At 56.7% G+C, this 22705-nt stretch carries 23 protein-coding genes; 19 read left to right on the forward strand and 4 right to left on the reverse strand.

From position 1 onward, the window contains the following. The first annotated feature begins 146 nt into the window (after positions 1-146). Positions 147-854, forward strand: coding sequence for a polysaccharide deacetylase family protein (locus IFT53_RS06655; protein WP_192064316.1), 708 nt, complete (start codon positions 147-149; stop codon positions 852-854). A 7-nt stretch (positions 855-861) separates the two neighbouring features. Here the strand turns inward: IFT53_RS06655 and IFT53_RS06660 are convergent, their stop codons facing one another. Next, positions 862-1398, reverse strand: coding sequence for an AAA family ATPase (locus tag IFT53_RS06660; RefSeq protein WP_192064315.1), 537 nt, complete (start codon positions 1396-1398; stop codon positions 862-864). A gap of 127 nt (positions 1399-1525) precedes the next feature. Here IFT53_RS06660 and IFT53_RS06665 point away from each other — a divergent pair, with 127 nt between their 5' ends. Continuing rightward, positions 1526-1762 (forward strand): hypothetical protein, encoded by a 237-nt coding sequence (locus IFT53_RS06665; protein WP_192064314.1) that lies wholly within the window; start codon positions 1526-1528, stop codon positions 1760-1762. 51 nt (positions 1763-1813) lie between these two features. On the opposite strand, the gene IFT53_RS06670 is transcribed toward IFT53_RS06665, so the two are convergent. The 3 genes from IFT53_RS06670 to IFT53_RS06680 form a co-directional block, all read right to left on the reverse strand. After that, positions 1814-2740: a response regulator transcription factor gene (locus IFT53_RS06670; RefSeq protein WP_192064313.1), complete on the reverse strand. Its 927-nt coding sequence runs from the start codon at positions 2738-2740 to the stop codon at positions 1814-1816. Further along, positions 2737-6129 carry a hybrid sensor histidine kinase/response regulator gene (locus tag IFT53_RS06675; protein WP_192064312.1) on the reverse strand — a complete coding sequence of 1131 codons (3393 nt, stop codon included), beginning with the start codon at positions 6127-6129 and terminating at the stop codon, positions 2737-2739. The genes IFT53_RS06670 and IFT53_RS06675 overlap by 4 nt, the downstream gene beginning before the upstream one ends. Positions 6130-6259: 130 nt before the next feature. Beyond that, positions 6260-7294, reverse strand: coding sequence for a glutamine synthetase beta-grasp domain-containing protein (locus tag IFT53_RS06680; protein ID WP_042617444.1), 1035 nt, complete (start codon positions 7292-7294; stop codon positions 6260-6262). A 486-nt stretch (positions 7295-7780) separates the two neighbouring features. On the opposite strand from IFT53_RS06680, the gene IFT53_RS06685 reads away from it, so the two are divergent. The 17 genes from IFT53_RS06685 (at position 7781) to ureG (ending at position 22705) form a co-directional block, all read left to right on the forward strand. Then, on the forward strand, positions 7781-7978 hold the full coding sequence (locus IFT53_RS06685; protein ID WP_192064311.1) for a DUF2735 domain-containing protein: 198 nt from the start codon (positions 7781-7783) through the stop codon (positions 7976-7978). Between the two features lie 188 nt (positions 7979-8166). Continuing rightward, positions 8167-9456: an urea ABC transporter substrate-binding protein gene (gene urtA, locus IFT53_RS06690; RefSeq protein ID WP_192064310.1), complete on the forward strand. Its 1290-nt coding sequence runs from the start codon at positions 8167-8169 to the stop codon at positions 9454-9456. Positions 9457-9718: 262 nt separating this feature from the next. Continuing rightward, positions 9719-11335 (forward strand): urea ABC transporter permease subunit UrtB, encoded by a 1617-nt coding sequence (gene urtB, locus IFT53_RS06695; protein ID WP_192064309.1) that lies wholly within the window; start codon positions 9719-9721, stop codon positions 11333-11335. Next, complete coding sequence (gene urtC, locus IFT53_RS06700) at positions 11332-12492, forward strand: urea ABC transporter permease subunit UrtC (protein WP_192064308.1); 1161 nt, start codon at positions 11332-11334, stop codon at positions 12490-12492. The genes urtB and urtC overlap by 4 nt, the downstream gene beginning before the upstream one ends. Positions 12493-12497: 5 nt before the next feature. Further along, positions 12498-13259 (forward strand): urea ABC transporter ATP-binding protein UrtD, encoded by a 762-nt coding sequence (urtD, locus tag IFT53_RS06705; RefSeq protein ID WP_192064307.1) that lies wholly within the window; start codon positions 12498-12500, stop codon positions 13257-13259. A 45-nt stretch (positions 13260-13304) separates the two neighbouring features. Next, a complete protein-coding gene (urtE, locus tag IFT53_RS06710) occupies positions 13305-14000 on the forward strand; it encodes an urea ABC transporter ATP-binding subunit UrtE (protein ID WP_192064306.1) in 696 nt (231 codons plus the stop codon). 243 nt (positions 14001-14243) lie between these two features. Next, complete coding sequence (locus IFT53_RS06715; protein ID WP_192064305.1) at positions 14244-15455, forward strand: alpha/beta hydrolase family esterase; 1212 nt, start codon at positions 14244-14246, stop codon at positions 15453-15455. After that, positions 15386-16213, forward strand: coding sequence for an urease accessory protein UreD (locus IFT53_RS06720; protein ID WP_342365794.1), 828 nt, complete (start codon positions 15386-15388; stop codon positions 16211-16213). Before IFT53_RS06715 ends, IFT53_RS06720 begins: the two co-directional genes overlap by 70 nt. 76 nt (positions 16214-16289) lie before the next feature. After that, positions 16290-16592 carry an urease subunit gamma gene (locus IFT53_RS06725; protein WP_042617436.1) on the forward strand — a complete coding sequence of 101 codons (303 nt, stop codon included), beginning with the start codon at positions 16290-16292 and terminating at the stop codon, positions 16590-16592. Between the two features lie 11 nt (positions 16593-16603). Continuing rightward, positions 16604-16861, forward strand: coding sequence for a DUF1272 domain-containing protein (locus IFT53_RS06730; protein ID WP_192064304.1), 258 nt, complete (start codon positions 16604-16606; stop codon positions 16859-16861). Between the two features lie 17 nt (positions 16862-16878). Continuing rightward, positions 16879-17184: an urease subunit beta gene (locus IFT53_RS06735; protein ID WP_042617774.1), complete on the forward strand. Its 306-nt coding sequence runs from the start codon at positions 16879-16881 to the stop codon at positions 17182-17184. Beyond that, positions 17184-17624, forward strand: a complete 441-nt coding sequence (locus IFT53_RS06740; RefSeq protein ID WP_244656252.1) for a lysozyme inhibitor LprI family protein — start codon at positions 17184-17186, stop codon at positions 17622-17624. The genes IFT53_RS06735 and IFT53_RS06740 overlap by 1 nt, the downstream gene beginning before the upstream one ends. Positions 17625-17672: 48 nt before the next feature. Next, the gene (gene ureC / locus IFT53_RS06745) at positions 17673-19382 is read left to right on the forward strand and encodes an urease subunit alpha (protein ID WP_192064303.1); all 1710 of its coding nucleotides are present in this window, start codon (positions 17673-17675) and stop codon (positions 19380-19382) included. A 438-nt stretch (positions 19383-19820) separates the two neighbouring features. Continuing rightward, positions 19821-20654 carry a GGDEF domain-containing protein gene (locus IFT53_RS06750; RefSeq protein WP_192064302.1) on the forward strand — a complete coding sequence of 278 codons (834 nt, stop codon included), beginning with the start codon at positions 19821-19823 and terminating at the stop codon, positions 20652-20654. Between the two features lie 224 nt (positions 20655-20878). Then, positions 20879-21358: an urease accessory protein UreE gene (ureE, locus tag IFT53_RS06755; protein WP_042617432.1), complete on the forward strand. Its 480-nt coding sequence runs from the start codon at positions 20879-20881 to the stop codon at positions 21356-21358. Further along, the gene (locus IFT53_RS06760) at positions 21358-22029 is read left to right on the forward strand and encodes an urease accessory protein UreF (protein WP_192064301.1); all 672 of its coding nucleotides are present in this window, start codon (positions 21358-21360) and stop codon (positions 22027-22029) included. The genes ureE and IFT53_RS06760 overlap by 1 nt, the downstream gene beginning before the upstream one ends. Before the next feature lie 64 nt (positions 22030-22093). Continuing rightward, complete coding sequence (gene ureG / locus IFT53_RS06765) at positions 22094-22705, forward strand: urease accessory protein UreG (protein ID WP_042617430.1); 612 nt, start codon at positions 22094-22096, stop codon at positions 22703-22705.

Here is a 22705-nt window from a genome sequence, read left to right on the forward strand (position 1 = left end):
TTACTGAACCAATCCAGAAGCCCGGCAGCGATGCCGGGCTTTTTCGTTTTGCGGCGCACTTTCGCGGCAAACGCCACAATACCGTCACCAAAGATCGCAACACCATGTCCGTCACGGTTGTGCAATCAAGGGTGGTGTAGAGATTCATGCGATATGCTGCTGGGCTGATTGTTCTTGCTGTCATCTCTGCCGGTCTGCTGGGCATCCATCTCTACAGCAAATCGCGCAGCTCGCAGCTGTTCGGCGACATCATTGCGCGGGTTGAAACCGACAAGCCGGTTGTTGCCCTGACGCTGGATGATGGGCCATCGGCCCGCTTCACGCATGACGTTCTCGCTATTCTCAAGGCGCGAAATGCCAAGGCGACCTTTTTCCTGACGGGCAAGGAGATTGGCGAAAACCCGGCTCAGACGAAAATGATCATCGACGCGGGCCATCAGATCGGCAACCATTCCTACATGCATGCCAACATGGCATTCATGGGTGCAGCTCGCGTCAAGGACGAGGTGGAGCGCACCGATGCTGCCATCCGTGCCGCAGGCTATGAGGGTGACATTCTGTTTCGTCCGCCGTTCGGCAAGAAGCTTGTGATCCTGCCCTGGTATCTTTCCCGGCAAGACCGGAAAACAATCATGTGGGATGTGGAGCCAGAATCCTACCCCGATGTGTCTGAGAGCCCGGAGGCTCTGGCGCAATATGTCATCGATCACGCGAAGAATGGGTCCATCATCCTTTTGCACGTGATGTATCGCAGCCGTGCAGTATCCCGTCAGGCTATACCGCTGATCATAGACGGATTGCGCCAGAAGGGGTTTGAGCTTGTGACCCTGTCACGCTTGCTGGAAGAGCGCTGATGCCGCCTCAGCCCAGCATGTCCAGAACGAGATCGGCGCGCTCGATGACGCTGACTTTTGGGAGCACAGTGGTTTCGTAGTTCAGGGCACGATAGTCGCGGAGGAGTCGGTCGTATTCGGAGACAGCTGCCGCAAAATCATGTTGCCGCTCGCCATCGGACACGTAGATTTCAGGCCATGGTGGCGTGAGGAAGACGCGGCGATTGTAGCGATGGTCGCTTTTCAGGTCATGAAGCAGCCCGTCTGCGCACACTGCGTAAAGGGCGGAGGCTGCGTCTATCAAACCCCGGTCAAAAAACACCCAGCCCGTTTCAGGGGCTTGATCGCGATCCCCAACGGACATGGCCACGGCGCGACGGGCGAATGCTTCCATGTCCACCCATGGAAGGGCCGATCCCCGGGCGCTCGTTTCCTGTCTGACGATACGGCGACCGGGTTCTTCAATCACGGTGTAACCGCGCCGCGCCAGTTCCGACAACAGGGTAGATTTGCCGCCGCCGGAGCAGCCGGAAATGATGATAAACCTATCGGAATTACTTCTCATATCTCCATCGTCCTGCTTCTGCTGCCCCATGATGGTGCGGGCGCGGACGCCATGCGCCGTAATAAAAGAGAAAGGGGAACCGAACGGGTCATCCAGCGTTCATAGGCACCAACAACAAGGTCATATCATGAAAACCCTTATCATCTCGTCTTTGATCGCTGTTTCTTCCATCTTCACGTTCGTCACGCCGTCCTACGCGGAAACCGTCACGGTAACGACGACCGAGCGCGTTATTCGCAAGCCAGTGCGTGAAGAATATCGTCCGCGCCATCACCAGCGCGCCTCGCGTGATTGCTTCGTCAAAAAGGTTCGCACGAATTACCACGGTCGTGTCGTAGTGAAGAAGACTCGCATCTGCCGCTAAGCGAGCCTTCACCTTCTTCAAAAAACGGGCGCATGATCTGCGCCCGTTTTGCTATGTATCGTGCAGGATGTGAGCCGCCTTGACGGCGGCAGATGCGCGGTTTTCGACGCCGAGCTTAACGTAAATCTGTTCCAGATGCTTGTTCACGGTGCGGGCCGAGAGGCCAAGAATATCACCGATATCGCGGTTGGATTTGCCTTTGGCAATCCAGAGCAGCACCTCCGATTCCCTCACGGTCAGGGAGAAATGCTGCCGCAGCATTTCATCGGCGGATTTGTCGCTGGCAGCGGTTAGCCGGAACAGATGCTCATCCGGCCCCATCGCCCCTAGAAACGTCAGTTGCAACGTGGCGCGATCGGCTTGCTGTATCGTGAGGGGTGCGTCCCGCAGGGCATCCGTCGCGCGGTTGGCCAGCCATTCTGCAATATGTTGAGACACAATCTCCAACCCGTCATCGCGACCCGTCGCAGCATTGATCAGCCGTGTTGCTTGAGGAGTAGACCAGTGAATGGCGCCAGTGGCGCGCACCGCCAGAAGGTGGCGGCCTGCGGCATCCAGAGCAACGCGCGCGCTTTGCGCGGAGCGGGCATTGGAAAGGTGAACGCGGATGCGGGCGCGCAGCTCATCGATATTGATCGGTTTGGTTAGATAATCGACTCCACCTGCCTCAAGGGCGCGCACGACATGCTCCGTATCGGTCAGTCCGGTCATGAAAATAACCGGTACCTGCGTGACAGCCGCGTTGGCCTTCAGGCGCGTGCAGGTCTCGAAACCGTCCATAGATGGCATGACAGCGTCCAGCAGGATGATATCGGGCGTGATGCGTTCGGCAATGTTGAGCGCGGCTTGTCCCGAGGTTGCGATCAGCACGGAAAAGCCGGATTGTTCCAGTGCGTCGGTGAGAAAGCCCAGCGCATCCGGGCTGTCATCCACCAGAAGCACGATATCCTTTGCAAGCGCGGCAGACGATACGCTCATGGCTGACGCTCCTGTGGTGTGGGATTTTCGAAACGGCCTAAGAATGCGGCGTAGCCTGCCATATCAAAACTTTGGACATAGGTCGCCAACTCTTGCGTAAAAGCGACATTGATCTCGGTCCGGGCCAGATCGGCAAGCTTTGCCTCGATGCCTCTGATATAGCCGATTTCGCCTAGCTGGCGCAAATCCCTGACATGCTCAGCTCCGGGGGAGATGATTTCGGCCTTGGCAGGTTTTGGCAACGCTGGGCTATCCGCTTCATAAAGCCAGGTGAGGCCCAGATGCACGGCGAGCTTGTCACAGAGCCGCCGGATATCGACGGGTTTGACAATCGTGTCGTTGTGGTTGTCTTCACCGGCGCCTGCAATGGAGCCATCGCCAATATTGGCCGAGAGCATAATGAGTGGCGCTGTCTGGCCTGCTTCGCGCAGTTTGGAGACGAGCTGCCAGCCGCTCATGCCGGGCATAGAAATATCGATCAGGAAAAGATCGGGCTGCACGCCTTCTATGAGCGTCAGGCAATCCGGGCCGCTTTGCGCCGTCAGCACCACGAAATCTAGCGGGCCAAGCACTTGCCGCATCAATTCGCGATGATCCTCATTGTCATCAACAACGACGATGGTCCGGCGCGGTCCTGAATAGGAGGTGATCGTCTTCTCGAGCGCCGGGGCGGTGTTGGGGCGGTGGACAGCCGAAAGCATGAGCCGGACCTTGAACGTCGACCCCTTGTCCTTCTCGCTGACGACGGAAATCTCACCGCCCAGTGTGTTGGTCAAAAGCTGGGTAATCGTCAGCCCGAGGCCAAGGCCCGGCATGGGACGAATGCTTTCAGCTTCGCCACGCTGGAACGGTTCGTAGATCCGGCTCAAATCCTTCTCGGCAATGCCGCGTCCGGTATCGCGGATCGTAAAGGTTGCGACCTGGCTGCGATAGGAAACGTCGAATTCCACCGTGCCCGCATCCGTGAACTTGATGGCGTTGGATAGAAGGTTGACGAGGATCTGGCGCAGTCGTTTTTCGTCAGTGCGCACATATTGAGGCAATGCCTTGGTGCGTTCATGTTTCAGCTCCAGCCCTTTTGCCTGTGCCTGCGGCCGGAAGAGATCGATGATCTGGTCGAGAAAATCCTGAATGTTGATTTCGTTGGAATAGACCTGCAACCGTCCGGCTTCGATCTTGGAAATATCGAGGAGGCCGTCGATCAGGCCGGACAGGTGGTCTGCGGAGCGCCTGATGACCTTGATGGCGGATTGGCGCGGTTGGGGAATGGTCTCGTCGCGCTCGAGAATCTGCGCGTAGCCGAGCACGGCGTTTAGCGGCGTGCGCAGTTCGTGGCTGAGGCCAACGACATAGCGGCTTTTTGCGCGGTTGGCAGCTTCAGCCGTGTCTTTCGCATTTTGTAAAGCGGCATCCGTCTTTTTATGCGCGGCAATTTCTTTCAGCAGAAGCGTGTTCTGGCGTGTGGATTCTTCCTCTGCCACCACACGGCTGTCATGGGCCAGCACCAGAAACCAGCAGACGATCCCGGCAATGACTGCGAACACGAAAAAGACTGCCAGAATGGTGCGATTGACGACATCAACCGTCGCGGGCGAGGCTGTGCCCACCTGATGAGCGATCAGCGCCAGCGTTGCACCCAATAGGGCAATGGCAAGTGCCGCCGACATGGCATAGCGGCCCAACCGGCTGGAGAGCCGGGCAACCAGATCATGGGGCAGGAAGGTGCGTGCGACGCTGGCAACCTGATAATTCAGCTTGGCCTTTGGCTTGCACATGTCGTGGCAGCGGCTGTCGAGAGAACAGCATAGCGAACAGATGGGCGCGGCATAGGCCGGGCACCAGGCCATGTCTTCGGGCTCGAATGGGTGTTCGCAGATCGAGCAGGTAATGCTGCTGGCTTCTGCCCAGCTTTGTCGCGGTTTGCGGGCCAGATAGAATTTGCCCTTGGTGCCCCAGGCAATCAAAGGGGACACGGTGAAGGCAACGACGAGGGTCAGGTAGGGTGCAAGGGAGGCTGCAATACCGCCGAACAGGCCGAAATGCGCGGTGAGCGCAATCGTGGCCGCCAGCGCCATGGTGCCCACACCAACCGGGTTGATATCGTAAAGATGGGCGCGCTTGAATTCGATGCCGGGTGGTGCAAGGCCCAGCGGCTTGTTGATGAAGAGATCAGCGGAGATGGTGCAAAGCCACGCCATGGCGATGATGGAAAAAATGCCCAGCGTTTCTTCCAGCAGGCGGTAAATCCCAAGCTCCATGAGCAGAAGTGCGATCAGAACGTTGAAGACCAGCCAGACCACACGGCCCGGGTGGCTGTGGGTGAGGCGGGAGAAGAAATTGGACCAGGCCAGCGAGCCTGCATAGGCGTTCATGACGTTGATCTTGAGCTGCGAGACCACCACAAACGCCACCATCAGCAACATGGCCGCGTTCTCGTTGGGGATCATGTAGCCAAAGGCCGTGAGGTACATTTGTGATGGATCGGCTGCGCGATCTACAGGTACGCCGGAGCTGAAGGTGAGCACGACGAGGAAAGACCCTGCCAGCAGTTTCGGCACGCCGACCAGAACCCAGCCCGCACCGGCGAGAAACACGGCGAAGCGGTGGCGCAGCTTGAGTTTGCCTTCCGCTGGCAGGAAGCGCAGGAAATCCACCTGTTCGCCGATCTGTGACATCAGCGCCAGAATGACGGCGGAGGCGGCACCAAACTCGATCAGGTTGAAGTCGGCTGTGGTGCCGGGTGGACCCGACGCGTGATGGATGCCTGCAAAAGCCCGCCATAGATCGAATTTCTCCCAGTCCAGAAACGCAATGAAGATGAAGGGTAGGACGTTGAGGACGATCCAGAAAGGCTGCGTGATGATCTGGAACCGGCTGATGAGCCGCACACCGTGCGTGACCAGCGGAATGACCATGACGGCGGAGATGATGTAGCCAATCCACAAGGGTATGCCGAGCGCCAGATCCAGCGCGCCCGACATGATGGATGCCTCGATGGCAAACAGCATGAAGGTGAAGGCGGCGTAGATGAGCGATGTGATGGTGGAGCCGATATAGCCGAAGCTTGCGCCGCGGGTCAAAAGGTCGATATCGACGCCGTGGCGGATCGCGTACCGGCTGATCGGCACACCCACGACAAGCATGACTGTTGCGGCGACGAGAATGGCGAAGAAGGCATTCGTTGTGCCATAGGAGAGGGTAATGGCTCCGCCGATGGCTTCGAGCGCAAGGAAAGAGATGGCGCCGATGGCGGTATGGGAAATGCGGCTGGATGAAAATTGCCGGGCGCTTTTTGCGGTAAAGCGGAGCGCATAGTCTTCCAGCGTCTGGTTGGCTACCCAGCGATTATATTCGCGCCTGATGGGGATGATACGTTGCCGTGCGGCCATGCCGGATTTCCATCGCCTGTTTGGGAGACATTTCACTCATCCAGACCCATGGTCCTGAAGATGGTGCGGGGTCTTGTGGCGGAATGGAAAAATGGCGCCGCCCCGGGAGAGCGACGCCATGTTCAATTTATCAGGCAGCAGCGGACTGTGCGAGAGGCACTTCAGCAATCGTCTTCAGAACGACGGAAGCGATCTGGTAAGGGCAGCCCTGGCTGTTCGGACGACGGTCTTCAAGGTAACCCTTGTAGCCGTTGTTGACGAAGGAGTGTGGAACGCGGATAGACGCGCCACGGTCAGCAATGCCGTAGGAGAACTTGTTCCAAGGCGCTGTTTCGTGCTTGCCGGTCAGACGCAGATGGTTGTCTGGGCCGTAAACGTCGATGTGCTCTTTCCAGTTCTTTTCGAAGGCAGCCATGAGCGCCTCGAAATATTCCTTGCCGCCAACTTCACGCATGAATTTGGTGGAGAAGTTGCAGTGCATGCCAGAGCCGTTCCAATCGGTATCGCCGAGTGGCTTGCAATGGAATTCTACGTCGATGCCATACTTTTCGCAGAGGCGAAGAAGCAGGTAGCGAGCGATCCAGATCTGGTCAGCAGCGCTCTTGGAGCCCTTGCCGAAAACCTGGAATTCCCACTGACCCTTGGCCACTTCGGCGTTGATGCCTTCGTGGTTGATGCCTGCTTCGAGGCAGAGGTCGAGGTGCTCTTCAACGATTTCACGTGCGATGGAGCCGACATTCTTGTAGCCGACGCCTGTGTAGTAAGGGCCCTGCGGAGCTGGGTAGCCCTGCTCAGGGAAGCCGAGCGGACGACCGTCTTCGTAGAAGAAGTATTCCTGCTCGAAGCCGAACCAGGCGTTTTCGTCTTCCAGAATGGTTGCGCGGCTGTTGGATGCGTGTGGCGTAACGCCATCCGGCATCATGACTTCACACATAACGAGCGCGCCGTTTGTGCGGGCTGGATCAGGATAGATAGCGACAGGCTTCAAAACGCAGTCCGAGCTGTGGCCTTCGGCCTGCTGGGTGGAGGAGCCATCGAAGCCCCAGAGCGGAAGCTGCTCGAGTGTCGGGAATTCGTCGAATTCCTTGATCTGCGTCTTGCCACGCAGGTTTGCTACCGGCTTGTAACCATCGAGCCAGATGTACTCGAGTTTAAACTTAGTCATTGCGAACCTCTCATAGGTTAAGATGCGAAGCCTTGATATTCTCGTCGCGAGCAAACCGCCTATCAGACGGCCCTCGCTTTCAAGTGCTGTCCCTATAGAAGCATTCCCCGTGCCAGTTTGATGGGTGCGCGATCGGGCGTCGTCTTTTTTTCGTGCGAATGGGTGATTTCGAGTCAGAAACCTTAGAAACGGCGCAGTGCGCTTTTTTGAAAAACACAGTGATTCCCGATGCTTTTGGCAGGGCAGAGCCCATTTTTGGTCAAAAATGATGCCGTTTCTTTAGCGAACTGGATTTTTCGTCCGAAAATTTCGAAATTTCGCTCGATATCTGCATAAAGACTGTTCTTTGCGCCGTGGAGATCATGAGCCGCCTAAAAAATAGGCTTTGTGATATTTTTTTAATCAGGAGGGGTGTTTTTCGGCGTATTTGCGCGTATATTTGAGATGAGGCAACAATGCTGGCTGTTCAACGAAAGAGTGGATGTCATGAGAAGTGAACCGCATCTGGAAAGCGCCACGATCTATCAGTTCCCTGTCGGTGGCCGTGCAGGCTTCAAGGGCATGCGCAACGCAGTCGTCAAGACGGTTCCGTCCATGACCTCACCAAAGACGCATATTGATTTCGACAGCTGGTATCATCAGCAAGCCATTACGGATGGTGACAAGGATAAGCCGCATAACTGATTGCGGCACCGTGGGCGCTTAGCCGGTTGGCTGAAGTCTATAACGAATGGTCTGGCGTTCCTGTTTCGCCACCCCACCTACGTCAATTGACGTATACGGTTTTGCGAATGCGAGACCGATAGTCCCCTCCAGCAGCGGTAACATAACCGCTGAGCCCATAGAGGCTGAACAGGAGAGGGGTCCTTCCGATGACTTTCAAGAAAATGCTTTCCGGCGCTTTGCTCGGTGCCATCTTGTCTACCACTGCATTCCATGGCGCGTTTGCCGCTGACGATACGATCAAGGTCGGCGTTCTGCATTCCTTGTCTGGCACCATGGCTATTTCCGAGACAACTCTGAAAGACGCCATGTTGATGCTGATCGAGGAGCAGAACAAGAAGGGCGGCGTGCTGGGCAAGAAGCTCGAAGCCGTTGTTGTCGATCCGGCCTCCGACTGGCCGCTCTTTGCGGAAAAGGCTCGTCAGCTGATTTCGCAGGATAAGGTCGCGGCGGTTTTTGGTTGCTGGACATCGTCTTCCCGCAAGTCCGTTCTGCCTGTCTTTGAAGAGCTGAATTCCATCCTCTTCTATCCCGTTCAGTATGAAGGCGAAGAATCCTCCCGCAACATCTTCTACACCGGTGCAGCCCCCAACCAGCAGGCCATTCCCGCTGTTGACTATCTGGCGAGCACAGAAGGCGTCGAGCGCTGGGTTCTGGCGGGCACGGACTATGTCTATCCGCAGACAACCAACAAGATCCTGAAAGCCTACCTGATGTCGAAGGGCGTCAAGGAAGAGGACATCATGATCAACTACACGCCATTCGGCCATTCCGACTGGCAGACCATTGTTTCCGACATCAAGAAATTCGGTTCTGCCGGTAAGAAGACAGCCGTTGTTTCCACCATCAATGGTGATGCCAACGTGCCGTTTTACAAGGAGCTGGCAAACCAGGGCGTGAAGGCCGAAGATATCCCCGTCGTTGCCTTCTCTGTGGGTGAAGAAGAGCTGGCTGGTCTCGATACAGGCCCGCTGGTTGGCCATCTTGCCGCATGGAACTACTTCCAGTCCGTCGATGCGCCCGTCAATGCGGAGTTCATCAAGGAATGGCATGCGTTCACCAAGAACGACAAGCGTGTGACCAATGACCCGATGGAAGCCGCCTATATTGGCTTCAACGCATGGGTCAAGGCCGTGGAAGCCGCAGGTACGACCGAAACCGACAAGGTTCTCGACAGCATTATCGGCGTCTCCGTGCCAAACCTGTCTGGCGGATACGCCACCGTTATGCCGAACCACCACATCACCAAGCCAGTTCTGATTGGCGAAATCCAGTCCGATGGCCAGTTCGAAATCGTACAGCAGACCGCGCAGGTCGTGGGCGATGAGTGGTCGGATTACCTGCCGGATAGCAAGGACCTGATCTCTGATTGGCGCAAGCCGATGGAGTGCGGCAACTTCAACGTAACCGCGGGCAAATGCGGCGGCAAGGGCATGTAACCTTGGCCCATCAACCCCTCTCCGTAACGGGGAGGGATTCCATACTGACTGACATGACCTCCTCACTCACCGTCATCCTCGGGCTTGTCCCGAGGATCTACCAACGGCAACCGCGTTCTCTCGGAGACGATGGAACGCGCCGCAGCGGCAGCAGATCCTCGGGTCAAGCCCGAGGATGACGATGGAGAGGGCAGAGGGGCTGTCCACTCTAGCGTAACCACACGGACTGATGCATCGCCGTCTCGTATATTGGGGAACTGACATGACGATCCGATTACTTCTTCAAGCCATGTTTCTGTGGCTGGCGCTCGGCATCGCGGCTCCATCCTTCGCCCAGCAGAGCGATCCCAAAGCGTTGATCGATGCGCTTGGCACGGCGGACTTCAAGCAAGCCGAGACGTTGACGGGCCAGATCGCAGCATCCGGCGATCCGCGTGTGGTGCCGGCGCTCGAAGCCTTTGCGGAAGGCGATCTCTATGTTCGTAAATCCGACAATCGCGTTTTCATGACAAAGGCAGCCGGTGCCAATTTCACGCTCGTCGATCCATTGACAGGAGAGAGCGCGGGCGAGGCTCCGAAAGCCGCCGTGACCAAGATTCGCGTCAACAACAACCTTCGCCGTGTCATCCGCGCCGCTCTGGGTGGCCTAACGTTGCTCAGCCCCGATAAATCCGTTCGCCTCGCTGCTGCAGACGCCGTCTTGAAAGCGCCGAGCGCCGAGAACCTGCAATTGCTGGAGGCGGCAATTGCCAAGGAAACCGACGCCCAAGTGCGCACACGGATGGAAGAAGCGCGGGCCGTTTCCGTGCTGGCCTCAGATCGATCCGTTGATGAAAAGCGCGCTGCTATTGACACCATCAAAAGCCTTGGTGGGCGTGGTGGGGTGAGCATTCTGATGGCTGCTGCGAATGTGACCGATGCCAGTCTGAAGCCTGATATCGATGCGGCAATCGCGCACATTGAAGGCACGCTTGCACTCTGGGATGCGGGCCAGAATATCTGGTACGGCCTGTCTCTCGGTTCAGTGCTGCTCCTGGCGGCGATTGGCCTTGCCATTACCTTCGGCGTGATGGGTATCATCAACATGGCCCATGGCGAAATGGTTATGATCGGTGCCTATTCCACCTTCATGGTGCAGGAGGTGATCCGCAGCCATTATCCCGGCCTGTTCGATTGGTCGCTGGCCATTGCGCTGCCCGTGGCATTTCTGGTCACAGGTGCTGTCGGTCTGGTGATGGAGCGCGGCGTCATTCGTTTTCTCTATGGTCGGCCGCTGGAAACCCTTCTGGCCACATGGGGCATTTCGCTGATGTTGCAGCAAGGTGTTCGCTCCATTTTCGGCCCAACGAACCGGGAAGTGGGCAACCCCAGCTGGATGTCCGGCTCGTTCAGCGTCGGCTATCTCAATTTCACCTGGAACCGCGTCTGGATCGTCTGTTTCTCGCTCTCGGTATTCTTTGCCCTTCTGCTTCTGCTGAAGCGTTCGGCCTTCGGTCTGCAGATGCGGGCGGTGACGCAGAACCGGCGCATGGCCTCATCCATGGGTATTCGCACGCCTTGGGTGGATGCTTTCACCTTCGCGCTGGGTTCCGGCGTTGCCGGGTTGGCGGGTGTGGCGCTTTCGCAGATCGATAACGTCTCGCCCAACCTTGGTCAGTCCTACATCATCGACAGTTTCATGGTGGTGGTGTTCGGCGGTGTCGGCAATCTCTGGGGAACCTTCGTCGGCGCGCTGACGCTGGGCGTCCTCAACAAGTTTCTCGAGCCAACCGTCGGTGCGGTGCTCGGAAAAATTCTCGTCCTCGTCCTCATCATCCTGTTCATCCAGAAGCGACCGCGTGGTCTCTTCGCACTCAAGGGAAGGGCGATTGAAGCATGATTACCGGCTTCCTTCTTCGCGCACTCGACCGCCGTATTTCGATTGCCATCGGCATCATTCTGGCCATTGCGCTCCTCGTTCCTGCATCGAACCTGCTTTTGCCTGTCGATAGCGCGTTCCGCATTCCGACCTACATCATGTCGATGCTGGGCAAGTATTTGTCCTATGCCATTCTGGCCTTGGCGCTTGATCTTGTCTGGGGTTATTGCGGCATTCTCTCGCTTGGCCACGCCGCGTTCTTTGCGCTCGGCGGTTATGCCATGGGCATGTATCTGATGCGGCAGATTGGTACGCGGGGCACCTATGGCCACCCAATTCTGCCGGATTTCATGGTGTTTCTGAACTGGAAAGAGCTGCCATGGTTCTGGCATGGCTTCGACATGTTCTGGTTTGCCATGCTGATGGTGCTGGTCGCGCCCGGTGTGCTGGCCTTTGTGTTCGGCTGGCTCGCCTTCCGCTCCCGCGTGAATGGTGTCTATCTGTCCATCATCACTCAGGCCATGACCTATGCGCTGCTGCTGGCTTTCTTCCGCAACGATATGGGCTTTGGCGGCAATAATGGTCTGACGGACTTCAAGGACATAATCGGCTTTTCTGTTCAGTCCGATGGTACGCGCGCTGTGCTGTTTGCCATGACGGCCATCATGCTGGCGCTGTGCCTGCTGATTGCATCCGGCATCGTCAACTCCAAATTCGGCAAGGTGCTGGTGGGTGTGCGCGATTCCGAAAGTCGCGTCCGGTTCCTCGGTTTTCGCGTGGAAAACATCAAGCTGTTTACCTTCGTCGTATCCGCCATGATGGCAGGCATTGCCGGTGCATTGTTCGTGCCGCAGGTGGGCATCATCAATCCGGGTGAGTTTTCGCCTGCCAACTCCATTGAAGTCGTGGTCTGGACGGCGGTGGGAGGGCGCGGAACGCTGATCGGCCCGATCATCGGTGCCATCATGGTCAATGGCGGCAAAAGCTACTTCACCGGCGCGTTTCCTGAATTCTGGCTGTTTGCGCTGGGTGGTCTCTTCATTGCCGTCACCCTGTTTTTCCCGAGAGGCATTGTCGGCAGCGTGCAGCATTATCTGGCGGGACGCCGCGAAAAGCAGCAGGTGGCGGCGAAGAATGCCGATGACGCGGCACAAGCGATACAACAGGCTGCGGAGTAGGCACCATGAACACGATTTCTGAAAAGAGAACAAAAAGCCTGCTTTATCTGGATGGCGTGTCTGTGTCCTTCGATGGTTTCAAGGCGCTGAACTCCCTGTCGTTTGTGGTGGAGCCGGGCGAGTTGCGCGCCATTATTGGCCCCAATGGCGCTGGCAAGACCACGATGATGGATATCATCACCGGTAAAACAAGACCCAATAGCGGCACGGTGCTGTTTGAAGACAGCATCGACCTGACCAAGAAGGACGAAGCCGATATCGCCCAGCTGGGAATTGGCCGCAAATTCCAGAAGCCGACGGTGTTTGAGAGCCATACGGTGTGGGACAATCTGGAACTGGCGCTGAACCGCAAGCGCGGCGTGTTCGCGACGCTGTTCTACACACTGACGAAAGACGACAAGGTTCGGATCGAGGAGATTCTCGCCACGGTTCGCCTCGGCCATCGTCGCAACGATCTCGCCGCCAATCTTTCGCATGGGCAAAAGCAATGGTTGGAGATCGGCATGCTGCTCGCGCAGGAACCAAAACTGCTCCTGGTGGACGAGCCTGTTGCTGGAATGACCGACGCCGAAACGGCCGAGACAGCGGTTCTGCTGAAGGAAATTGCCAAGACCCGATCAGTGGTGGTTGTGGAACACGACATGGGTTTCATTCGCGAACTCGGCGTCAAGGTCACGTGCTTGGCCGAAGGCTCTGTGCTGGCCGAAGGGTCGATTGATTTTGTCTCGAACGACCCGAAGGTGATCGAGAATTACCTGGGGCGATGATGCAGGGCAGCCGGTGGCACCAAAAACTGAAATGGGAGCGAATTGATGCTAAGCGTCGATAAGATCAATCTTCACTATGGCGCGGCACACGCTCTGCGGGGCATTTCGCTGAATGCAGAAATGGGCAAGATTACCTGCGTGCTGGGTCGCAATGGTGTGGGCAAAAGCTCGCTGTTGCGCGCGGTCACGGGTCAGCACGCGTTGAGCGGCGGCAACATCACATTCGCAGGTGAAAGCCTCAATGGTCTCGCACCCTATCAGCGCGCCAAGCGTGGCGTGGGTTATGTACCGCAGGGCCGGGAAATCTTTCCGCTTTTGACCGTGCAGGAAAACCTGCAATCGGGCTATGCGCCTCTGCCGCGCAAGGATCGGTTTATTCCAGACGATATTTTCAGCCTGTTTCCGGTGCTGCAACCCATGCTGTCGCGGCGTGGCGGCGATCTCTCCGGCGGGCAGCAGCAGCAACTGGCCATTGGTCGTGCGCTGGTGACGCGTCCTAAAATTCTGGTGCTGGATGAACCGACTGAGGGCATTCAGCCATCGATCATCAAGGATATTGGCAGAGCCATCAAATATCTGCGAGATTCAACCGGTATGGCCATTTTGCTGGTGGAGCAGTATCTGGATTTCTGCCGCGAGTTGGCTGATTACGTCTATATTATGGATCGCGGAGAGATCGTTCACGAGGGCAAAGCCGAGACGCTGGATACGGTAGAAGCCCGGCGCCACTTGACCGTCTGACGCTGATTTTCCACTCACGCAATGGGTGCGCGTCGTTAAATAAAATGAAGTCCTATGCGCCAATGCATAGCATTCATGCGTAATTTTAGCTTTTCATTAAATAAGCACGTGTGTTATTGGCATCGAAACTGCTGCATGCAAGACACAATGGCGAGGCCATTTGCGTGCCGCCCCCGTCGATCCCTTACATTCCACGTATTTTCCGGCATACTGCCGGGGAACTGTGCCAATAAAGGCGTGCCGATGAATTTTACCACTGCTGCTGGCCGGATGCTCCGGTTGGCCCGACCTGCGCTCACAGGCTTTGCCGTCCTCGTTGCTACGGGTTCGGCTGCATTTGCATCGACGTGCGGGGAGACCGCACAAGCTGGACGTCATGCTTTTTCGCTGATGTCCGATGGCTCTAAACGCGTTGGTGTCTATTTCGTTCCATCCTCTTATGATGGTCGCAAGAAAATGCCTGTGGTGTTTGATTTTCACGGCAGCAACAGCAATCCAAACGGACAGCTTGACCGCAGCGGTTGGGACAAAGTCGGCGAGCGCGAAGGCATCATTGTCGTTGCGCTGCAGGGTAGCCTTGGCGGGGAACTGCCCGGTACCAACGCATGGAATGTTCCCGGTGTGACCAAGCGTGAGGGCGGCTTGAATGAGCCGGGCTTCATTCGTGATGCTGTCACCATGATCAAATCCAAGTTGTGTGTGGATGAGGCCCGTTTTTACGGTTCGGGTTATTCCGGTGGTGGTCGCATGCTGTCGCAATATCTTTGCAGCGGCAGCAGCGATTTTGCCGCCGCTGGCTTTGTCGCTTCGCTTCGCGCCGGATATCCGATGGAAGACAGGGGCAGATGGTCGCCGGATGCATCAAGCTGCACGCCTGCGAAGCCATTGTCGATCATCGCGTTTGCTGGCCTCAAAGACCCTGCCAACCCTTATCAGGGCGGTGGCAAGCCCTATTGGCAGTATAGCGGTGAGGTCGCATTGAAGCGCTGGGCGGACATGGATGGCTGCAAGGGCGCTGTCAAAAGCAAGTCCACAGACAGCTTTACTCTGAATTCCTATGACGTATGCAAGAGCGGTGCGCGCATCCATTCCTATGTCATTGATGCCTGGGACCATGCCTGGCCGCGTGCAACAATGAAGGCTGAGATGGTCGCATCCGCCGCCGCCATTATCCGCAAGCCTTCCAGTGAGCCAGCGGGTAAGGTGCAGCAGGCTGTAGACCGGAAAATGCCAACGGAAATCGTTCGGCAGGTTGATGCGGCTGAAAGAATGTGGGACTTCTTCCAGAACACGGAAGGGCAGATGGTTGTCGACGCAACTGCGAAGACGGATTGCTCGGTAAAAGCGGTTCCCGCTTCTGCATCCGCAAAAGCTTCGGAGACGACGTGCAGCCAGACGAGCAAATCACCCCTCAACCCCGCCCGCAGCGCGCCCGAGGTAGAGGGCGCATTGTAACAAAGGCGCTCAATGGGCGCAGCCGTCTGGACGAATTGTTTCAGGAAGGCTGCGCCAAGATCAGGCTGCCCGATACATTCTCCAATGAAATGGAAGCCATTCTGATCAACTCTTCCGGCGGATTGACCGGGGGAGATGAAATAGAGTGGCAAGCGGTTGCTGGCGCAGGCACATCACTCGTCGTAACAACGCAGGCATGCGAAAAGGTCTACAAGGCCGCATCGGGCACGACCACAGTCACGGCCCGCGTTTCTGCCGGGCCTGACGCTAAGCTCCATTGGCTGCCCCAGGAAACCATTCTTTTTAATCATTCTTCGCTAACCCGCAGGCTGGAAGCTGACCTTGATGCTTCCGCGGAATTCATCGCCGTGGAGGCCGTTCTTCTGGGCCGTCAGGCCATGGGCGAGGCGATGACGGAGGGGCTTTTCCGCGACAGATGGCGCATTCGCCACGGCGGCAAGCTTGTTCATGCGGAAGAGCTTCTTCTGGACGGACGTGTGGGCGAATTGACCCAAGCAGCCCCGGTTCTTGGCGGGCAGGTCGCCTTTGCAACCCTTCTTTATATCGGGCCTCTGGCAGAGGCGCTTTTGCCTAAAATCCGGGCTATTGCCGGGTTTTCCGGCGGTGCCAGTGAATGGCAGGGAAAGCTCGTCGTGCGGCTCTCCGCATCTGATGGTTTCACCCTAAGAAAAATGCTGTTTCCGATCATTTCGCTCTTGCGAAACGGCGCGCCAGTGCCGAAAGTCTGGAATCTCTGACGCATGAATTGAACACATGTTCGAGCGTCGTCCATGCGTTCTTGAAAGCGCATGGCGCTCTAGAAACGGAACGATAATGAACCTCACTCCCAGAGAAAAAGACAAGCTTCTGATTTCCATGGCAGCCATGGTTGCACGTCGGCGTCTGGAGCGCGGCGTCAAGCTCAATTATCCTGAAGCCATTGCGTTGATTACCGATTTCGTCGTGGAAGGCGCGCGCGATGGCCGCGCCGTCTCCGAACTGATGGAAGCCGGTGCGCATGTCATTACACGCGATCAGGTGATGGATGGCATTGCCGAGATGATCCATGACGTGCAGGTAGAAGCGACATTTCCCGATGGTACCAAGCTGGTCACCGTCCATGAACCTATACGCTGAGGGACGACGCCATGAGCCTGGAGCTTCGCCCCAATTGTGAATGCTGCGACAAGGATTTGCCGCCCGATAGTCTTGATGCGATGATGTGCTCGTTCGAATGCACGTTTTGCAGCGACTGTGCGACGTCGGTCCTCAGTGGAAAATGCCCCAATTGCGGGGGAGAGCTGGTGCGGCGTCCGATCCGCCCTGCGGAAAAGCTGGTGAACAACCCGGCCTCGACCAAGCGGATATTGAAGGCTGAGGGATGCGCCGCCGCGGAAGCGGCGTGACGACGAAGGACAAGATCATGATTCCAGGTGAAGTCATTGCAGCAGACGGCGAGATCGAACTTAATGCCGGACAGCCGACGATAACTATTGAGGTTTCCAACACTGGCGACAGGCCTGTTCAGGTCGGCAGCCATTATCACTTTGCTGAAACCAACGCCGCGTTGGATTTTATCCGCGAGAAGGCGCATGGCATGCGTCTGGATATTCCAGCCGGTACGGCTGTTCGCTTCGAGCCGGGCCAGAAGCGCGAAGTGACGCTGGTGCCGCTTTCGGGCAAGCGCGAAGTCTATGGCTTTCGCAAGCTCGTGATGGGTAAGCTGTGATGGCGACGCATGGCCTGATGATTAAGAATGCTCTTTGCGCAGGCATTCTGGTGCTGTCGGCGACTTTGTTGATCGGCGCAAACGTGGCGCGGGCGCAAGAAGAAGAGCCCAACTGCGCCGAGCCGGTGACGCAAAGAGATATGAACGCCTGTGCCGATATTGAGTACGACAAGGCCGACAAGGATCTGAATGCGGCCTACAAGCATCTTCGTACGAAAATGAGCGATTGGGACAAGTCCGCAGACGAAGAGAGCAAAGGTGCGGTCGATGCTCTCGTTGCCGCGCAACGCGCCTGGGTGGCCTTTCGTGATGCCAATTGCGAAGTGGCTGGCTTTCAGGCACGCGGCGGAACGATGGAGTCGATGCTTATTTCTTCCTGCCTTGCCGATATGAGCACGAAACGCGCCGCAGAGCTTCGCGAGCTTTCCGACGGTTACTGATCCAGATGCTGCCTTTATTTTCTCCGCTTCCCAAGGAGCCTGATTTCCATGCCTTACAAGATTTCCCGCGCCGCTTACGCCAGCATGTTCGGACCCACGGTGGGCGACAAGGTGCGGCTTGCCGATACGGAGCTGTTCATTGAGATCGAAAAGGACTTCACCGTCTATGGTGAAGAGGTGAAATTTGGCGGCGGCAAGGTTATTCGTGATGGCATGGGCCAAAGCCAGGCTACGCGGGCTGAAGGCGCTGTCGATACCGTCATTACCAATGTCGTCGTTGTCGATCACAGCGGCGTCTACAAGGCCGATATCGGGCTGAAAGATGGACGCATTCATGCGATCGGCAAGGCGGGGAACCCGGACACTCAGCCGGGTGTGACCATTATCGTCGGCCCCTCGACGGAAGCGATTGCCGGTGAGGGCAAGATACTAACGGCGGGCGGCATGGACGCCCATATCCATTTCATCTGCCCGCAGCAGATTGAAGAAGCCTTGATGAGTGGCGTGACCACCATGCTCGGCGGCGGCTCAGGCCCGGCCCACGGAACGCTCGCCACCACCTGCACGGGCGCATGGCACATTGAAAGAATGATTGAGAGCTTCGATGCTTTCCCGATGAACCTTGCCCTGGCCGGCAAGGGCAATGCCTCGCTGCCAGCACCGCTGGAAGAAATGATCCTTGCTGGGGCATCCTCGCTGAAGCTGCATGAGGACTGGGGCACGACACCGGCCGCCATCGACAATTGCCTGACCGTTGCCGATGCCTTTGACGTGCAGGTGATGATCCACACCGATACGCTGAACGAAAGTGGCTTTGTGGAAGACACGATCAACGCCATTAACGGGCGCACCATCCATGCCTTCCACACGGAAGGGGCAGGCGGTGGCCACGCGCCTGATATCATCAAGATTTGCGGCAATCCCAACGTCATTCCGTCTTCCACCAACCCCACGCGGCCCTATACGATCAACACGCTGGCGGAGCATCTTGATATGCTGATGGTCTGCCACCATCTCTCGCCATCCATCCCGGAAGACATCGCCTTTGCGGAAAGCCGTATTCGCAAGGAAACTATTGCTGCGGAAGACATTCTGCATGATATCGGTGCCTTCTCGATCATTTCATCCGACAGCCAGGCCATGGGGCGCGTGGGCGAGGTTGCCATCCGCACATGGCAGACAGCCGACAAGATGAAGCGCCAGCGCGGCCGCTTGAAGGAAGAGGTTGGCGAGAACGACAATTTCCGTGTTCGTCGCTACATCGCCAAATACACCATCAACCCCGCTATTGCGCACGGCATTTCTCATGAAATTGGCTCTGTCGAGGTTGGCAAGCGAGCCGATCTGGTACTGTGGAGCCCGGCCTTTTTTGGTGTGAAGCCGGAAATGGTTCTGCTGGGCGGCTCCATCGCTGCCGCACCGATGGGTGATCCGAACGCCTCAATCCCCACACCGCAGCCGATGCACTACCGTCCCATGTTTGCCGCTTACGGTAAGCTGCGCACCAATTCGTCGGTAACATTCGTGTCTCAAGCGTCGCTGGATGGCGGAATTGTTCAGCGTCTTGGCGTGGCGAAGAAGCTTCTTGCGGTACGCAACGTGCGCGGTGGCATCTCCAAGGCATCCATGATCCACAACTCACTGACGCCGCATATCGAGGTGAACCCTGAAACCTATGAGGTCCGCGCCGATGGCGAGTTGCTGACCTGTGAGCCAGCGACAGTGTTGCCGATGGCGCAACGCTATTTCCTATTTTGATAAAAAGACGACTTTTTTTGTGTCTTTCTATTTCTGATTGACACTGCCTCATCACAAGAGCTGCGAATCGTATGACGATCGCAGCTCTTTTGTTTTTAGTCTCTTGCCGATTCGCACCTCGATCCGGGACGAAAGCGGCCCGCCTCCCTTCAAACAGGCAAAGCTAAATCGTTAATGATTGCTGCGGGTTGCAAGCTCGCATCACGTTATTTTTATCCTTAGAAATGGCGCCGGCTATCATTTGTTTCTGCGCCGCCGCAACATTGCCTTGCCAGCCTTTTAAAGGGGATGCGGGTTTTTGAGGCGATGCGATGTGTCAGAGATTCACTCTTTGCAATAATCCACAAATATACCTTAAGTAGCTAAAAATTTAGACATTCGATTTACTGACAGCCAACCTATGAGGGTTATCGGTAAAGTCATGCAGGGTGAGGTGTGATGACTAAGCGTTTAAAGAAATTTATTTCGCTGGAAATGAGTTTGAATGATGCTGGTGAAAAGCAAAATACGCGTAGCTTTGCAGCCAAGATGGTCTTTGTCTCCATCATTCTGTCAGTCCTGGTGAGTTGTGCGGCCATTGCAGTCGGCGACTATTTCAATCTTCTGCCGCTACCGCTGTATGAGGCACTTGCCTATAGCGTCGTAATGGCCTGGATCGTGGGCGGTCTCGTGACCGGCATGTTGTGCAGTATTCTGTCCAAAGCCCTTCGCAAGCTCCATGATTCCCATGCCGAGTTTGAGCGGTTGAGCAAGACCGATACGCTATCAGGTCTTGCCAACAGGCGGGCGTTCAACCAGTGCTTTGAAGAAGTGCTGGATGATGCCTCGCTGGCGATCTTCGATCTGGATCGCTTCAAGGGGATCAATGACAGCTATGGCCACGCTGCGGGCGATGTCGTCATCAAGAAAGCAGCCGCGGCAATTGCTGATGTGTTCGGCGAGTTTCATTGCGTGGCCAGACTGGGTGGCGAAGAGTTTGCCGTGATCGTTCGCGGTGGGCTGCTGAAAGACCGGCTGATCATGATAGAACTCGCGCGGATTCGTGTTTCGTGCCTGACGATCACGTTCGACGCGCATCGGGTTCAGACGACAGTGTCCGTGGGCGTTGCCGATATTGATCCGTCACGCTCCAAACATGATACATTTGCGGCGGCTGACAAGGCGCTCTATCTGGCCAAGGCATCTGGACGAAATTGCGTGCGCCATGAGACTGATCTAGCACTCGCGCAAGCGGTCGGCGATCTCAAAGCAACATTGCTTGCCGCTTCATAGAGCCTTTCCGGCGAATGCTGGTTCACCTTCAAAGCTCTATCTGTTTGTTATACGCAATTCCGGACGCAAGACCGATTTCCACTTTTGCTGGAATTGCTCTAGTTTGTTGATTGCAGACGATTATTTGTCTTTATCCTACCGTCTTTCCATCACAAGCGGCTTGCATTCACGGGCGGCATCCTTCAGGTTTCAACGCTGATTGAAACCAAATTCTGGATAGCCCGATGCTGCGCGTACAATCCTATCTCCCTGCTGGCACACCCGGTGACGAACCCTCGGGTTACGTCACTCTCGCCCACGATCAGAGGCATCTGCGCCGCAAGCTTCTGCACCTGCAGAATGATGAGATGGTGATGCTGGACCTCAAGGAAGCTGTGCTGTTTGCCCATGGGGATTTGCTGGTTGTGGAAAATGGTGACCTTGTGGAGGTTCGGGCAGCGGATGAGAAGCTGTTTGAAATAAAGGCCAGAAACACGCTCCACCTCATCGAACTCGCATGGCATCTGGGTAACCGCCACCTTGCGGCGCAGATCGAGGAAGGCCGTATTCTGATCCTTCGCGACCACGTGATTCGCGCCATGCTTGAGGGCCTGGGTGCAACGGTGCGCGATGTGGAGGAGCCGTTCCAGCCAGCGCGTGGTGCCTACCATGCCCATGGTGGCCATAGCCATGGACACGACCACCATTCCCACAGCCACGATTGATGTCGGTGAGCCGTAACGTCGATGCATTGCTGAAGCTGCTGGCGTGGATGTCGCCAGCATTTCCCGTCGGGGCCTTTTCCTATTCCGGCGGGCTGGAAAGTGTAGTCAATGACCGACGCCTTTCCCGCGCCAGTGAGCTGCACGACTGGATTTCACTGCTGTTGCGGCGCGGGGCGCTTTGGAACGACGCCGTGCTCCTGGCGCAAGCGTGGCGATGCCATGCGGATGGTGAGGAACTGGCGGAACTTTGCGAACTCGGGCGAGCCCTCGCGGGTTCTGCGGAACGCTATCGTGAAACGGTGTTGCTCGGTGACGCCTTCTTAGCCGCTGCGACGGCCTGGCCGCAGGAGGTGTTGAGCCGCCTGTCGAAGGAAACGCCCTATCCGGTTGCGGTGGGTGCCGTTGCCTCAGCACATGGGGTCGGGATTGAGGACACACTTGCTGCCTATCTGCATTCCGGTGTTTCGCAATTCGTGTCCGCGGGCATACGTCTTGGTATCAGTGGGCAGAAGGATGGCGTGACGATCCTTGCCCATCTGGAAGCTGAAATTGCTGTTGTTGCCGCGCGTGCAGCGGCGTCGACGTTGGATGATCTGGGGTCGGCAACGATTCTCGCCGATACGGCCTCCATGCGGCATGAAATTCAGGAAACCCGGCTTTTCCGCTCTTAGCCGTTGAATGCGTCCGGTGGAAATCGCTAATGTCAGAACGATCTTGTTTGGAAGGAAAACGCGTATGAAATCGGGAAATGGCCCGCTTCGGGTCGGCATCGGTGGGCCTGTTGGCTCCGGCAAGACGGCGCTTACGGAAAAACTGTGCAAGGCCATGAGCGGTGATTACTCTGTTGCCGTGGTGACCAACGATATCTACACCAAGGAAGATGCCGAAGCGCTGGTGCGCATGCAGGCGCTGCCGTCTGAGCGGATTGTGGGTGTGGAAACCGGCGGATGTCCGCACACGGCGATCCGCGAAGATGCGACAATCAATCTTCAGGCGATTGCCGGTCTCAACGAGCGCTTCCCTGATCTCGACATCGTTTTTATCGAGTCGGGTGGCGACAATCTGGCCGCGACCTTTTCGCCTGATCTGGCGGATATCACCATCTATGTGATCTCCGTGTGCCAGGGAGAGGAAATTCCGCGCAAGGGTGGACCGGGCATTACCCGCTCAGACCTGCTGGTCATCAACAAAAAAGACCTTGCACCCTATGTCGGGGCCGATCTTGGCGTCATGGACACCGACGCAACCCGTATGCGCAAGGAGATGCCCTTCGTGTTTACGGATATGAAGCGCGGCGAAGGCGTGGACACGATTGTCGGCTTCCTGAAGCAGCACGGCGGACTGTAA

The organism is Rhizobium sp. CFBP 13644, assembly GCF_014842165.1.
Taxonomy (GTDB): Bacteria; Pseudomonadota; Alphaproteobacteria; order Rhizobiales; family Rhizobiaceae; genus Agrobacterium; species Agrobacterium tumefaciens_C.